Raw genomic sequence first — 14,921 nt, 5'->3', positions numbered from 1 at the left:
CGGTTTTACGTTAAGTTGACACCAATGGGGGAGTGTGCGGAGTATGCGGAGTGGGGGGTAAGACTTCTTCCCACACCTCCCACACCCATTGGATTTATCGCACTTGATATCTAGCAAGCTTTTAGACTTTTTGTAATCGTCGTTTTCAGCTTGGGCTGAATCAGCATACACTGATTTTGAACTAATGAAAGCGGTTGCCCTTACAGAAACGATGAGCGAAAGTAAGATATCAGAGATATTAGAAACCTTCGAGGCAGACTTGCTGTCGGAGTGGACTCAAGAACTAGCCACTGTAAATACTCGGAGAGGCTTGATTAAAGAAGCACAGCTAAAGGAGGAGTGCCGGGAATTCCTTAGTTTGTTTCGGATTGCCGTTGGGCGGGGCAATACCAATATCCAGGCAGGGGAGTGGCAGGAAATGCGGGAGATGCTCAACAGCATTTCTCGATCGCGATCGCAAAATGGCTTCACACCCTCAGAAACGGCTACATTCGTCTTTTCGTTCAAGCAACCCCTCTTCAACCGAATGCGTCAGCAATTGCAAGACCCGATTGAGTTGGGTGAAAATATGTGGTTAGCCACAAACTTACTGGATCAGCTAGGATTGCTGACAATTGAAGTGTATCAAAAGGCGCGAGAAGAGGTAATTTTGCGGCAGCAGGAAGAGTTGATGGAGCTGTCTACCCCAGTGGTTAAACTCTGGGAGGGAATTTTGGCATTGCCGATAATCGGTACTCTGGATAGTACCCGGACTCAAATGATGATGGAGTCGTTATTGCAGAAGATTGTCGAAACTGGTTCAGAAGTTGCCATTATTGACATTACTGGGGTTCCCACTGTCGATACCCTGACTGCTCAACATCTGCTCAAGACCGTTACCGCCGCCCGTCTTATGGGAGCTGATTGTATGATCAGTGGCATTCGTCCTCAAATTGCCCAAACAATCGTTTATCTCGGCATTGATTTGACAAATGTAGTCACGAAAGCAACTTTAGCCGATGCCTTTCTGATGGCGCTAAAACGGTTGGGAACAACCATTAACCGCTCTCAATCCAAATAGCTGGCAGAAAGCAATGGAAAGCATTCCTATACTTAAAATGGGCAATTTTCTACTTGTGACGATCCAGGTAGATATGCACGATCGCCTCGCCATGACGCTACAAGAAGACCTAACCAACCGCATCACTCAAACTCATGCTCACGGTGTCCTGATTGATATTTCAGGATTAGAGATTGTTGATTCATTCATTGGGAGGATTTTAGGCAACATTGCCAGAATGTCACGGGTGCTAGATGCTGAGACGGTTGTTGTTGGAATGCAGCCTGCCGTAGCAATCACCCTAGTGGAATTGGGGATGTCGCTGACAGGGATTCGCACTGCCCTAAACGTCGAAAAGGGTATGGCATTGTTGCGATCGTCATTCAATGAAACCACAAATCAAATTACTGCCACTAAATGGCGTGCAGATGACGATGCAGAAGACTGAAACCATCGATATTCAATCTTCTACAGATGTAGTTTTAGTTCGGCAGTCTGTGCGCCATCTGGCCGTGGAAATTGGCTTGGGCTTAGTAGACCAAACTAAAATTGTGACCGCCGCCAGCGAGTTAGCCCGCAATACCCTAGACTACGGGGGGGGCGGCACAGTTAAGCTAGAAACCCTTCAGGAAGGGCGACGACGAGGACTCCGGCTGACCTTTGAAGATCGGGGGCCGGGTATTCCCGATATCGAACTGGCGCTAAAGGATGGGTTCACCACGGGCAACGGCTTAGGTATGGGGCTAGGTGGTGCCAAACGACTTGCCAGCGAGTTTGAGATTCAGTCTGTGGTGGGAGAAGGAACACGGATAATAATTGTACGATGGAAATAAAATGAAAGAATCCGTCGCTGTTACAATTACTGAATCTAGCCAAACTGGGGAAGCTAGACGGGCGGCGATGGCTTTAGCAACTAGGCTCGGTTTTCAGGAAACAGAACGGGGCAAAGTTGGGATTGTGGTGACAGAAATTGCAAATAATTTGCTGCTGCACGCTCACGGCGGAGTTGTGATAATGCGATCGCTCCAGCAAGATTCTAGAATTGGCATTGAAATCTTATCGCTAGATAAAGGACGGGGAATGGTTGATGTGGATGAGTGTTTGCAAGATGGCTTTTCCACAGCCGGAACCTTGGGTAATGGTATGGGTGCAATTCTTCGCCTTTCTGGTTTATTGGAAATTTACTCCGTTCCCAACCAAGGTACAGCGCTCCTCGCCCATATCTGGCTAGACTCAGCACCCCATAAACCTGAGAAGATTTTAGAAATTGGAGCGATCTGTTTGCCCGTAAGAGGAGAAGAGGTTTCAGGGGATACCTGGGCATCGGAAGTCGATAGTTGCCGTAGCTTGTTGTTAGTAGCTGATGGTTTAGGGCATGGGCCTGCGGCTGCGTCAGCATCAGAAGCAGCTGTGAAAATGTTTCAAGAACATCATCATCGTTCTCCGGGTGCGATCGTCGAAGCTGCCCACGCCGCCTTGCGAAGTACGCGAGGCGCAGCACTCGCCATTGCCGAAATCGACTTTGAACAACAGTCTATCCGCTTTGCTGGAATTGGCAATATCGCTGCCAGCATTTTCTCCTTTACTGAGCATCGCCATCTGCTATCTCACAATGGCACGGTCGGACATGAAATCCGCAAAATTCAAGAGTTTAGCTATCCCTGGTATGCCAACGGAATTTTAATTATGCATTCTGACGGATTAAGCGCTAAATGGCAGATCGATCGCTATCCCGGCTTGATGCAAAAACATTCCAGCCTGATTGCAGGTGTGCTATACCGAGACTTTAACCGAGAGCGGGATGATGTGACGGTGTTAGTTGCGAAAGGAATGGGGAGTTGAGGCAAATGAGTAATGAGTAATGAGTAATGAGTAATGAGTAATGAGTAATGAGTAATGAGTAATGAGTAATGAGTAATGAGTGATGAGTGATGAGTGATGAGTGATGAGTGGATTATTTTTTATTTTTCTTTCAATTTGTTGATTGAAGTTGTTAATATCTTAATAATTCTTTCATTCTCTTCTATCAGATTTTGAAATTTTGATTTTGACACCAACTCTGACTTTATCATTATTTTTATCCAATAAATGGTTTCATTGGCTTCCTTGAATGCTATAGAATACTTATTGATAAAGTCTTTATTTGATTGTGCATATTTAGCTTCTGAACAGTTTGCACCTTATTGATGTCCCGCTTCTTAAAAATTGTTTAGACAAGATTTTACCAGCGTCGTCAAAAGGTCTTTTATTTAGCTCAGAATAAGCTTTAACAACTCTTATGGCTGGCAAAATTTTCTGTTCTTTCTTGAATACTGATATTTGCGTTATAATTAATCACGAGTAAAAAAAAAGAATGTGACAATAAAATTTTACTTTACAAGTAATGGGTATTTACTCATTACTCACAAAACGCGAAAAATAACTTTTTCCACTGCAAATTTTACTCAAGCCAAAGATTGTGCATGAATTTTTAACCCCTGAAAATTTCCTTTATAAGTAATGGGTATTTACTCATTACTCATTACTCATCACTCATCACTCATCACTCATTACTCATTACTCATTACTCATCACTCATTACTCATTACTCATTACTCATTACTCATTACTCATCACTCATTACTCATGGAGCAAAGCGACTTGACAATTGTTTTTACGATCGCCATTCAGTACGAACAGGATGTTGTGCAAGCTCGGCAACGAACTCGTGAGATCGCCGAGCAGTTGGGCTTTGATGCTCAAGATCGGGCGCGATTGGCAACGGCAGTTTCCGAAATTGCCCGTAACGCCTTTCAATATGCCCAAGGCGGAACGGTTGAATTTTCTGTGGCGGGAGAGCCGCAAGCGTTTTTGATTCGGATTCAAGATCGGGGTGGGGGCATTCCTGATTTAGAGGATGTTTTGGCAGGACGCTACACCTCTGATACGGGAGCGGGGTTAGGCATCGTGGGTACTCGGAGATTGATGGATTTCTTTGAGATTGAATCGCTGCCGGAGCAAGGAACAACGGTAACAATCGGCAAAAGGTTGTCGAAGCGCACACCTAATTTCACCGATTCGCAATTGCAGCAGATTCGAGAAATTGTAATTGGGCGATCGCCTGAAAATCCCTATCAAGAAATTCAGCAGCAAAACCAGGAATTACTCCGGGCTATGGCAGAGCTACGGAAGCGCGAGGAAGAACTGAACCAACTCAATCAGGAATTGGAAGATACCAATCGCGGTGTGGTTGCCCTCTATGCAGAACTGGATGAGAAAGCCAGCTCTCTGCAACAGGTAAACGAGCTAAAAACCCGCTTTCTCTCGAACATGAGCCACGAGTTTCGCACACCGCTCAACTCGATTTTATCCCTCTCTCGGATGCTGATAGCCCGGATGGATGGCGATTTGACCATTGAGCAAGAAAAGCAGGTAACATTCATCCAAAAGGCGGCGAGTGGATTATCAGAATTGGTTAACGACTTGCTGGATTTGGCAAAGGTGGAAGCTGGAAAAATTGAAGTGCGTCCCAGTTCCTTTGAAGTTAGTGACTTGTTTGCCACGCTGCGGGGAATGCTACGCCCATTATTGGTTCAAGGCTCTTCTGTGACGCTGATTGTCGAGGAAGCTGAAGGCATTCCACCGCTCTATAGCGATGAGGGCAAAATTGCTCAAATTCTGAGAAACTTTGTCTCGAATGCCCTCAAATTTACCGAGCAGGGAGAGGTGCGCGTCAGCGCTGTGCAAACGGGTCATACCATCACCTTCTCTGTATCTGATACGGGCATCGGCATTGCTCCCGGCGATCGCGAGCGGATTTTTGAGGATTTTATGCAAATTGACTCCCCTCTGCAAAAGCAGGTGAAGGGAACCGGGTTAGGATTGCCCTTATCGCGCAAGCTAGCGGAGCTACTCGGCGGCAGCATTTCGGTGAAAAGTCAGCTGGGTGAAGGCTCTACCTTTACAGCCTTGATTCCCATCGTCTACCCAAATGCCAGCGAATTTCCCACTATACTGCAACCAATCGTATCAGTTGAGCCAACTCGCCTGCCCATTCTGGTGGTTGAAGATCATCCAGAAACCCTATTTATTTACGAAAAGCACCTTCAAGAATCAATCTATCAAGTGATTGCTACCCGCACCTTAGCTCAGGCAAGGCTGGCCTTACAAAAACTTCGACCGGCGGCGATTATGCTAGATATTCTCCTGGAGGGGCAAAACGGCTGGACGTTCTTGCGAGAAATTAAAGGGGATGAAACAACCCGCACTATCCCTATACTCGTTATTACCATCGTTGATAACGAGAAGCAAGCTCTGGCATTAGGAGCAGACGGTTTTCTAATTAAGCCGGTAGACAGATTGCCGCTGTTGAACAAACTTAATAGGCTAATTACTGAGAACAAGCCTCAAAAAATCTTGTTAATTGACGATGACCCCGCCTATCGGTATCTTGTGAAACAGTTGTTAATAAATACACCATTGAGTATTTTAGAAGCCGCGAACGGACAAGAAGGATTAAATTTGGCACAACGGGAGCAGCCAAACGCGATCGTGCTGGACTTGGAGATGCCAGAGATCGGCGGATTTGACGTACTCAAGCAGCTGAAGAACAATTCCGTCACTCAGTCGATTCCTGTGATTATTCACTCATCTGCCCAACTGGATGCAGAAGCGCAAAGTCGATTAGCGGCGCAAAGCATAGCCATTGTTTCCAAAGAAGCAGGCTCTCAAACTACAGCGATTGTTCAACTTCAAGATGCGCTTGTCAAAGCCGGACTGGTTCTAGAGGTTTAAGGGAAAAGTCATGTCTGAGCCACGGGTTACAATCCTGCATGTTGACGATAACGAAGCCAATCGCTACGTTGTTAACCGGATTTTGCAAAATGCAGGCTTTAGTGTCGTGGAAGCGGCAACTGGAACGACAGGTTTAGAAGCCGTTGCTAAATTTCAGCCTGACTTAGTAATTTTAGATGTCCAATTACCAGATATCAGCGGCTTTGAAGTCTGTCGCCAAATTAAGGCAAACCCGGAAACGACTTTTATCCCAGTGCTACAACTTTCTGCAAGTTTTGTCCGAAGCCAAGATAAGGCAGAAGGCTTAGACAGTGGTGCTGATGCTTATTTGGTGCAACCCGTTGAACCAATTGAACTGCTTGCCACCGTGCGATCGCTGCTGCGAATTCGTCGGGCGGAGGAAGCTGCTTTGTCCTCAGCGCGAGAGTGGCAAACCACCTTTGACTCGATGAACGACAGCGTTTCTCTGGTAGACCGAGAAGGTAGAATTATGCGCTGTAATCGAGCGATGATGCAGCTTTTTTGCAAGCCCTCCGACGAAATCTTAGGTTATGCTCACCACGAGTTGATGGGCGCAAAATTGGGAATCGGCGATGGCGCTTGTTTTCGCCGTGCGAAAGAAACTCACCAACGGCAAATTCTCGAATTTAAGTCCCAAGAACGCTGGTTTGCCAAAACCATCGACCCAGTAATTGATGGGGATGGGACTCTCACAGGTGCGGTTTTCATCCTCTCCGATATTACCGAACGTAAACGATCGGAAGCCTTGCTGCAAGAGCAAAACGATCGCCTCAATCAACTGATGATTTCTTTGCAGCAACAGACTGAACAAGCGCAGCAAGCCAACCGCATCAAAGATGAGTTTTTGGCAGTGCTGTCTCATGAATTGCGATCGCCCCTAAATCCGATTCTGGGTTGGGCAAGAATTCTGCAAAAAAGTCACCAGGATGCAGCCAAAACTCAGTACGCCCTGGAAACGATTGAGCGCAACGCGAAACTGCAAGCCCAACTAATCGAAGATTTGCTCGATGTGTCGCGTATTCTCCAAGGGAAGTTGGCTTTAAATACAGTTCCAGTCGGTCTAAATTTTACTATCAAAGCTGCCCTTGAAACCGTGCGGCTAGCTGCTGAAGCTAAATCTATTCAGATTCAAACAATATTTGAACCGAACGTTGGACAAGTGTTGGGTGATTCTGGTCGTTTGCAACAAGTTGTTTGGAATCTACTTTCTAACGCGATTAAATTTACCTCACCCGGTGGTCGAGTAGAGGTGCGGTTAGAAACAATCGAGGATGAAGCAGATACTCATGCTGCATACACTCAAATCACTGTCAGCGATACTGGTAGGGGCATCTCTGATGAGTTTCTGCCCTACGTCTTTGACTACTTCCGCCAAGCTGATGGGACAACGACGCGAAAATTTGGCGGGTTGGGGTTAGGGTTAGCGATCGTGCGTCATTTGGTTGAATTGCACGGCGGAACTGTTCAAGCAGACAGTCCTGGAGAAGGGCAAGGAGCAGTATTTAAAGTTAAACTTCCACCGATCGCTACTTCAACATTGAATCAAGTTAATACAGCCGATCGCGATCGCTCAGATTTAAATCTCAATGGATTGCAAACGCTGCTTGTAGACGACGACACAGATTCGCGGGAGTTCATTGCCTTCGTGCTACAACAGTACGGCGCACAAGTAACTGAAGCAGACTCAGCACATGAGGCTCTGAATAATTTGGGACGAGCAAAATTTGATTTGTTAATTAGTGATATTGGTATGCCCGATATGGATGGCTACACCCTAATTCGTCAAATTAGAAACCAGTCACCCGAACAAGGCGGAGAAATTCCTGCGATCGCCCTGACTGCCTATGCGGGAGAAATCGATCGACAACAAGCACTAGCCGCCGGATTTCAACATCATATTTCTAAACCAATTGAGCTAGAAGTATTAATACAGGCTATTTTGACGATAGTAACGATTTAGCAACCTGAATTTTAAGGCTTTTGGCGATAACTGAAAGTGTATTGATTTATAAATATCCGCCAATCAGACAGTATAACAATCCGAAGGCTATAGCCCGACTCAATCATTCGTGAATAACTAGATCCCCGACTTCTTTAAGAAGTCGGGGATCTGAGGTTCTCTGTAGATTCAGAAATAACTGTCACACAGGCATTCACTAAGGGTAAAAGCGGCCCTAATTGCTCTTGTCCATTCACGGCTAAATCGCTGTGACACAAATAAACTCTCTCGGATACACGAGAGAGTAAATCTGTCAAAATCCTTTGCAGTCGTTGTTCTTCTGCCAATTTTTCATCTTCTGCTGTCCAAGGTTCGCCTAATCTATCTCGCAGGAAAAACGGCGCACCGAATAAAGTCGCCGCACCACCTTTCGCCCATAGAGGTGAACCAGCATCCAGCCAAAAATGCCATTGGTGCGATCGCCTACTAGATCGATATTGAAATATAGTTGCTAAGGTGACAGCCTTTCTCGCTCCACCAATGGGACGCACAGGGTAAGGGTTGGCGGTAATCGTCCCACGTCGCAGTAGTTGAATGAATTCAATAATAGTTGCGTGAGGCGTTGTCTCAACTGGGGCAATTTGTCGTAATCTGGTGTCAATTTCCCAGTAGTGTTGGGCGGTTTCTAATAATTCCCGCAGTGCTGCTAGTTGTTCGTAGGGAAGATTACTACCATTCCACAAAAAGCGCTGAATTGCTCTATCTAAAAGGGAAATAGGACTAGGAATTAACCGCAGTTCTTGTTGCGATCGCTGCTGTTCTAACCACTCTAATATCTCATTATAAGCTGTAGTCGCTGCATAACCGATTCGATCCCAGCGCTCAAACGTTGATACTGGTAGCAAGTTGGGGCGATCGGGATGGGGTACAAAGCAGTAATCTGCAATCAAACCAGCACGTACCGGATCAATGCGAGTGCTGAGTGAGGAGTTAGGAGTTAGGAGTGAGGAGTTTTCTGGTAGTTGTTGCTTCCTGCTCAATACAACCAGCATTTCTGCCACAGCATCTCGATCTACAAGTCGTCCCAAGCCGGGATAAACTAGTGCCAGCATGGTGAGTAAAGCGCGAATGATCGGCGAACTAATTAGGGGACGTTGGTCATTCAGCGATTGTACTGGGATATTTTGCTTGATCAGGATTTCTACTAGAGTATAACGAGCGATCGCATCTAAACCTGGTGCAATAATCGCCACTTCTTCCGGTTGCACTTGCTGCGATTGGATGGCATTAGCAATTTCCTCTGCTGTTTGCCGCAATAATTGGGCGCGGGAGGTGGTTTGAATTGAATACACTGTTTTTGGTAAACTCAACATTACCATCGGTTCTGTGACTAATTCCACCATTTGTTTAGTCAGTTGCTCGCTCAGAGACTCTGGAGGCGGCCCGTTCAAGATTTCTACCCGACAACGCTCTGCTAACCCTTCTAGATAGTTGGGATCTGCTCCCAATCCCAATCGCACTGCACCGTCAGGATTGTAGCTAAACGCGCCAACTGCACCTCGATCTAATAGCAATTCAAACAAAAGACGCGCTACGCTAGGATAGTCATCGACATCATCTGCTAGTACTGCCTGATAGCGTTTAGTTAGGTGCTGCTGGTAATTGCGATCGCTTAACAAGTGCTGACTATAAAGTTCGGTAATAATCCCATAAGTTAGTAACCCCCTCTCTAAACACCAATTACGCCAATCCAGCAGCAAAGATGCTAAAAATTCCGGCTCTAAAGTTGTGGTATTCTCCCCTAGACCCTTGGCTAAAATCTGGGCAATATCTTCGCAAGGTATACCACTGTAAGCTGCTAATTGTAATAAGTCCAAGATGCGACGCACCAAACGAGATTCATTCACTCCCGCAATACGTAAAATTTCTTCGTCTAATTGGGGACGCCAGAGCTTGGTGGCTAATTCTTGTTCCGTTTCTGGTCGCAATCTTACCGGAAACTGTGCTTTCAGGTTCAACGAGTTAATCAGCAACGGCCAAAATAAAATAACTTCATCCTGAAAAAAACCTAGTGGTGTCTTGGCACGAACCGGATATTTACCCAAGGTTGAGGTAACAATTATATCTCCTAATTCTCGACGATTATCATCATTGGCAGCTAATACTAAAACTCCTGGCTCTGTTTGTTTAAGATATAAAAATTCGGGTACATAAGCACCTTTTTTACCTCTGGTTTTTTTAGTATAAAATGATTCAGTATACTGGTTTTTCGATTTTACCCAATTACAAAATTGCTCTACCAAGCGAGCCGTCTTACCACTGCGGCTAGTGCCAACAATCCAAACCGAATGAGAAACCACAAACTTTCTCCTTGTAGATTTGCTAGTATACCTCGTGCGTTAACTTAAGGTTAATAATCAACCAAATAATGCTGGATGATTGTCTGCAATGAAAAACTCTGTTTTTAGTCAAAAAATCTATTCTTTCTTACTTGCTGCTTATCGGCGGTACTTACAGACTCCTGAACGTTCCTTATATGAGGCTTACGATGCAGCACTAAAGATTCAGGAAATAGAAAATAAGCATTTCAATGGTAATAAAATAGACACTGACTCAGCCATGTACAGTAATAGCGTCATGGATTATTTTGAGTCAGACCTTAACAAGCTATTAAAAATTGCCAGAATGCGCCTGACGGAGTTTAAAGCAAGCCGTTGGTTTCTAAATGAAGAGAATCAAAAAGCTGCTGAAAAAGCAGGTATAGAGTATCTAAGTCTTTCTTTAGTTTTGGAAAAGCTAAACTTTATCGATCAAGTTATATCTAAATACAAAATAGATTCTGAACCAACAATCTCCAACGCTTTAGTAGTTAGACCTCAAAATATATCAGCTAGCTCTGTGATATCTGACGAGAAATCGCTGCTTGTCAATACTCCAACATTACCACCCAAAATACAAACTCAAGACTCAGATAACAAAGCAAAAATCAAGCGCAAAACCGATACCATAGGCGTTTTACCCCGTTCTATTTTAAGTACTATCAGTCGTCTACAAGTTGAATTAGATCCTAATTCTGAACAAGAGGTAATTCAGAGTTTCCGTCAGACTCAAAAAAGAACAATAATATCTATCAGGTTTATTTTACTATTAATTATCGTACCACTTTTGACGCATCAAATGGCAAAATCTTTTGTAGTTGGCCCAATTATTGAGCGGTTTAGAAGCTCCGAAGAAATGCAGATATTCCTCAATTCTGAAATGGAAGAGGAAGCCCTTGTAGAATTACAAAGATTTGAAGAAAAGCTCAAGTTTGAAAATCTCATTATCAAAGCTCCTCCACTGTTACCTGAGCAACTGGAGACTGAAATGAAAAATAAGGCGATAGAGGTTGCTGAAGAATTTCGTCATGAAAGCTCTGGTGCGATCAAAAATGTTTTTGCAGATATGTTCTCGGTGGTTGCTTTTATCTGGCTTTTGCTAGTCAGCAAGTCTTCTATTGCTGTACTCAAAGATTTCTTTGATAATATTGTCTATGGACTTAGTGATAGTGCTAAAGCATTTATCATTATTTTGTTTACTGATATCTTTGTAGGATTCCACTCTCCTCATGGTTGGGAAGTACTGCTAGAAGGTGTATCGCGCCATTGGGGATTACCAGCAAATAGAGATTTTATTTTCTTATTTATTGCCACCTTCCCAGTGATTTTAGATACCATTTTCAAATATTGGATATTCCGATATTTGAATCGCATCTCGCCTTCTGCGGTTGCGACTTATCGGAATATGAATGAATAGGGCATTGGGCACTAGGGACTGGGAAAAATTTTGGCGTTGTGAAACAATTAAGTTATTTTTGATTTTTGATTTTGAGCGAGGTGAGATAATATTAGAAATTTTGATGAAAAAAACACTTGCTTGGTTAGGAAAATTTAACAAAATTATCGCTATCAGCTTACCTGTGTTTTTGTCGATTTTGCTGGTGCGGATGCAATCTTTGACGCATCGAGAACTTATTTCGCCAGAATGTCAGGTGAAAAAGTGGGATATACCAGTTTCTTTGACTGCTGAAAATCAAGATGCATTTTTGCAAAAGCAAAAAGCACGATTAATCCAGAGACTACCAATTACTTGTTGTCAAGATGATGTTTCTTGTTTCGATGAAGTAATTTACGGCAAAACACCAGATAAAAAAGCACTGATAAGTGCGATCGCTCGTAGTCTCCAATACCTAGAAACAGCTAATGCTACGGCTGCTTATCAAAACTATCCGGTGGCTGGGATTACGCGCGATCGCGTCTTGAAAAGTTTGCAAAGATTCCGCGAACTCTTATTAACAACTAATTCTGCCACAGAATTACATCAAGCCATTGAACGGGAATTTGTTCTTTACCAGTCGGTTGGTAAAGATAACAAAGGTTCCGTTTTATTTACTGCCTATTATGAGCCACTTTACGCAGCCAGTCGCGTCCCTACAACAGAATATCGTTATCCTGTTTATCGCTTACCTCCTGATTTCAACTCCTGGCCCAAACCTCATCCGACACGCGAGGAATTGGAAGGATCGGATGGTTTACAAAGTGCAAAAGGTAAGTTGCGAGGGTTAGAGTTATTTTGGTTTCGCGATCGCCTCGAACCATATCTAGCTCAAATTGAAGGTTCGGCGAGACTTCAGCTTCCCGATGGTACTCAAACAACAATCGGTTATGCGGGTAACACCGCTTATAGCTACAAAAGTATTGGGCGAGAATTAGTCAATGATGGCAAATTACCACTAGAAGGTATAACTCTGCCAATTATTCTCGACTATTTTCAAAAGCATTCCCAAGAATTAAATATTTATATACCGCGCGATCGCAGCTTTGTTTTTTTTCAAGAAAATCACGGTGAACCAGCCCAAGGTTCGATCAACGTACCACTAACAGCAGAGCGTTCTATTGCTACAGATAAATCTCTCATGCCTCCCGGTGCTTTAGCGTTGATTCGTGCTTCCATTGCCTTCGTTAATCCTACCGGAAAAATGCAGGAGCGGATAATTAGCCGCTATGTTCTTGACCAAGATACCGGAGGCGCAATTAAAGGTGCAGGTAGAGTAGATTATTTTTTAGGTACTGGGAAAATAGCAGGCGATCGCGCTGGTTTGACAGTCAGCAATGGACAATTATTTTATCTATTACTCAAGTCCAAGAATTAAACACACTCGCATTTTAATAAGCTAAACCACACCTAGTCCACATATCTAAAATTTATATAACTCTTGTGGGGTAGGCATCTTGCCCGCCCTAATGATGCAAGTTAAATGTGTAATATCATGTTCGACTTAATGCTTATGTCATTTCGTTCGCGTAGCGTCTCGTAGAGAGCGGAGCGCAGCAATCTTAAACCTTTGCGATTGCTTCATTCCACTTCGTTGCATTCGCAATGACATATCGTAAGTGATTTACAGAACATGATATAATAGATTACTAAAATTCCCGACTTCTCAAAAAAGTCGGGAATTTTAGTCTTTCGGCGTAAATAAAGCACCCATTCCGAATCAATGAAATACTTGCAGTATAGAAATTACGAATTATGAATTACGCTTCTAAATCCATATCACCATCATCATCATCATGATCGTAGGGGATATCATCAAGGTCTATCATTTCGGAAATTTCTTCTACTTCAGTTAGATACTCAGATTCTTGATGTTCGCGCTCAATTAGACGACCAGTTGACTTCAGCCATTCCAAAAGAATAAATTCATTACTTGTACGAATTACTGGCGCTCGTTGGTTACGAGGCTCTTCACGCAAAGGACTAGTAGGCATAAAAAAAACTCACTTTGAATTATAGATTACCGTACAAATACATCGAAATTGTACATTCAACAGGTCGCGGCACTTCTTTCCCTGGGTATTGGGAAAAAGTTGTTTAAAATTTGGTAGTGGGTACAAGCCTACACCATAATTTTTTAATTTCATACCCAATAAAGAGGGGAGCATCTCACCTTTGCAAATATACCAGGCGATTAGAAATCGCGGCTACACAAACCAAGTCCGCCTACGCGGACTCAAAGGATTTGAAACCCACCTCCGTGGGTTTTGTCTGTGTAGCTGCGAATTCTATTCGCTAGGGCAAACGTGTTTTTACAAAACTGAGATGCTTCCATAAAGAGTCCCTAATCCCCAATACCCAGTCCCCAGTCACCTTTACACAAACACGATTTCACAAAGCATTTGGTAGCTTGGCGATAGTCTCATACATATCAGAGGGTAATGCAGACAATCTGTTTGCTACGGCTACCGCATCAGCTAAGTTACTAAATTGACATCGGACTATCTCTTGTCCATTTCCTGAAGGGAATCGCTTTCTAGCTTTGTTAGAGACTGCACAAATAATCGCTAATGCTTTGGCAAACCCGTCTTTTGTCAAAATTGTTTCTTGAGCGAACCCTTCAACAGGAATAAGGCAAACCTCAAACCGGTAGCCAGGTCTAGGAGAAACTGCTATGTCGATATATGGTTTATCTTCTTTTCTAATTCGGCGTAAATATTTGGCTGTCAAATTTGTATCATGCAAATCAGTCCCAAGGGCGTAAGTAAAAAAGCAATCTTCTGTCAGGGACTCAGGACGGGTAATTATATCCGTTAACATAAGCTCAAGTAATATCCGTATTTTGTCTTGTTTTGTTACACACTAGACTTGTCCGTTCTTCTTAGCACATTTTTTTGATAGTTAGAGATTTCAGTGTCACAGGTGGTATTGCAATATAGTTCGGCTAACTAAAATGCGTCATCTTCAACCTCATTTTCATCGAATAGATTAGCAACATCAATTGACAGCAAACACCTTCAGAATCAAAGAGTGTAGAGATTTAGATTCGGAGAAGTGTCTATAATAATCAGTTACATGACCGAAAATATTTCTCAACATATTTAATCGTAACATAGTTAACGGTTGAACTTTTTAACTATTCTGACCGATAGATATTCAGTAATTAATAATTGTAAATTGTACTAAATTCTTTTATAAAACAAGTATATTTACTATGATTTGAATTTTTGCTGAGAATAGGTTCAATATTGATTGCGATCGCAATCATCCCTGAAATAAAACCCCAGAATTGTAAATATAATTCTGGGGCATCATCTCATATCCTTGCCAAGATAT

The 14,921-nt window shown here is 43.3% G+C and carries 12 protein-coding genes; 8 read left to right on the top strand and 4 right to left on the bottom strand.

The features are described 5' to 3' along the window. Nucleotides 1-184 precede the first annotated feature (184 nt). From V7L31_RS18645 to V7L31_RS18630, 4 genes are read left to right on the top strand one after another with little or no spacing between them, the layout of a single operon-like run. Nucleotides 185-1,060: an STAS domain-containing protein gene (locus tag V7L31_RS18645; protein WP_334697611.1), complete on the top strand. Its 876-nt coding sequence runs from the start codon at nucleotides 185-187 to the stop codon at nucleotides 1,058-1,060. A 13-nt stretch (nucleotides 1,061-1,073) separates the two neighbouring features. Then, nucleotides 1,074-1,487: an STAS domain-containing protein gene (locus V7L31_RS18640; protein WP_334697610.1), complete on the top strand. Its 414-nt coding sequence runs from the start codon at nucleotides 1,074-1,076 to the stop codon at nucleotides 1,485-1,487. Next, the gene (locus tag V7L31_RS18635; RefSeq protein ID WP_334697609.1) at nucleotides 1,474-1,872 is read left to right on the top strand and encodes an anti-sigma regulatory factor; all 399 of its coding nucleotides are present in this window, start codon (nucleotides 1,474-1,476) and stop codon (nucleotides 1,870-1,872) included. Before V7L31_RS18640 ends, V7L31_RS18635 begins: the two co-directional genes overlap by 14 nt. A gap of 1 nt (nucleotide 1,873) precedes the next feature. Further along, nucleotides 1,874-2,881, top strand: coding sequence for an ATP-binding SpoIIE family protein phosphatase (locus tag V7L31_RS18630; protein WP_334697608.1), 1,008 nt, complete (start codon nucleotides 1,874-1,876; stop codon nucleotides 2,879-2,881). A gap of 119 nt (nucleotides 2,882-3,000) precedes the next feature. On the opposite strand, the gene V7L31_RS18625 is transcribed toward V7L31_RS18630, so the two are convergent. Continuing rightward, nucleotides 3,001-3,171, bottom strand: coding sequence for a four helix bundle protein (locus V7L31_RS18625; RefSeq protein WP_334697823.1), 171 nt, complete (start codon nucleotides 3,169-3,171; stop codon nucleotides 3,001-3,003). Nucleotides 3,172-3,679: 508 nt separating this feature from the next. On the opposite strand from V7L31_RS18625, the gene V7L31_RS18620 reads away from it, so the two are divergent. Together V7L31_RS18620 and V7L31_RS18615 are read left to right on the top strand one after the other, a co-directional pair. Then, the gene (locus V7L31_RS18620) at nucleotides 3,680-5,812 is read left to right on the top strand and encodes an ATP-binding protein (protein ID WP_334697607.1); all 2,133 of its coding nucleotides are present in this window, start codon (nucleotides 3,680-3,682) and stop codon (nucleotides 5,810-5,812) included. Nucleotides 5,813-5,822: 10 nt separating this feature from the next. Then, nucleotides 5,823-7,793: a hybrid sensor histidine kinase/response regulator gene (locus tag V7L31_RS18615; protein ID WP_334697606.1), complete on the top strand. Its 1,971-nt coding sequence runs from the start codon at nucleotides 5,823-5,825 to the stop codon at nucleotides 7,791-7,793. Nucleotides 7,794-7,927: 134 nt separating this feature from the next. On the opposite strand, the gene V7L31_RS18610 is transcribed toward V7L31_RS18615, so the two are convergent. Next, nucleotides 7,928-10,132 (bottom strand): recombinase family protein, encoded by a 2,205-nt coding sequence (locus V7L31_RS18610; protein WP_334697605.1) that lies wholly within the window; start codon nucleotides 10,130-10,132, stop codon nucleotides 7,928-7,930. A gap of 79 nt (nucleotides 10,133-10,211) precedes the next feature. On the opposite strand from V7L31_RS18610, the gene V7L31_RS18605 reads away from it, so the two are divergent. After that, nucleotides 10,212-11,567, top strand: coding sequence for a proton extrusion protein PcxA (locus tag V7L31_RS18605; RefSeq protein ID WP_334697604.1), 1,356 nt, complete (start codon nucleotides 10,212-10,214; stop codon nucleotides 11,565-11,567). A gap of 103 nt (nucleotides 11,568-11,670) precedes the next feature. Continuing rightward, a complete protein-coding gene (gene mltA, locus V7L31_RS18600) occupies nucleotides 11,671-12,963 on the top strand; it encodes a murein transglycosylase A (RefSeq protein ID WP_334697822.1) in 1,293 nt (430 codons plus the stop codon). Between the two features lie 382 nt (nucleotides 12,964-13,345). Here the strand turns inward: mltA and V7L31_RS18595 are convergent, their stop codons facing one another. Together V7L31_RS18595 and V7L31_RS18590 are read right to left on the bottom strand one after the other, a co-directional pair. Further along, nucleotides 13,346-13,579: a DUF3134 domain-containing protein gene (locus V7L31_RS18595; protein WP_179063738.1), complete on the bottom strand. Its 234-nt coding sequence runs from the start codon at nucleotides 13,577-13,579 to the stop codon at nucleotides 13,346-13,348. A 397-nt stretch (nucleotides 13,580-13,976) separates the two neighbouring features. Then, nucleotides 13,977-14,405, bottom strand: a complete 429-nt coding sequence (locus V7L31_RS18590) for a hypothetical protein (protein WP_322679204.1) — start codon at nucleotides 14,403-14,405, stop codon at nucleotides 13,977-13,979. Between the last annotated feature and the right edge of the window lie 516 nt (nucleotides 14,406-14,921).

The sequence above is a fragment of the Nostoc sp. genome (assembly GCF_036916655.1).
Lineage (GTDB): Bacteria > Cyanobacteriota > Cyanobacteriia > Cyanobacteriales > Nostocaceae > Nostoc.
The sequence above is the reverse complement of the archived record's forward strand: the minus strand, read 5'-3'. Positions and strand labels throughout refer to the sequence as shown.

What these genes read in the sequence shown, in the direction of transcription:
- V7L31_RS18595 (WP_179063738.1), bottom strand. Translation starts at nt 13,579, where the DNA reads ATGCCTACTAGTCCTTTGCGTGAAGAGCCTCGTAACCAACGAGCGCCA.
- V7L31_RS18630 (WP_334697608.1), top strand. Translation starts at nt 1,874, where the DNA reads ATGAAAGAATCCGTCGCTGTTACAATTACTGAATCTAGCCAAACTGGG.
- V7L31_RS18640 (WP_334697610.1), top strand. Translation starts at nt 1,074, where the DNA reads ATGGAAAGCATTCCTATACTTAAAATGGGCAATTTTCTACTTGTGACG.
- V7L31_RS18590 (WP_322679204.1), bottom strand. Translation starts at nt 14,405, where the DNA reads ATGTTAACGGATATAATTACCCGTCCTGAGTCCCTGACAGAAGATTGC.
- mltA (WP_334697822.1), top strand. Translation starts at nt 11,671, where the DNA reads ATGAAAAAAACACTTGCTTGGTTAGGAAAATTTAACAAAATTATCGCT.
- V7L31_RS18645 (WP_334697611.1), top strand. Translation starts at nt 185, where the DNA reads ATGAAAGCGGTTGCCCTTACAGAAACGATGAGCGAAAGTAAGATATCA.
- V7L31_RS18615 (WP_334697606.1), top strand. Translation starts at nt 5,823, where the DNA reads ATGTCTGAGCCACGGGTTACAATCCTGCATGTTGACGATAACGAAGCC.
- V7L31_RS18635 (WP_334697609.1), top strand. Translation starts at nt 1,474, where the DNA reads ATGCAGAAGACTGAAACCATCGATATTCAATCTTCTACAGATGTAGTT.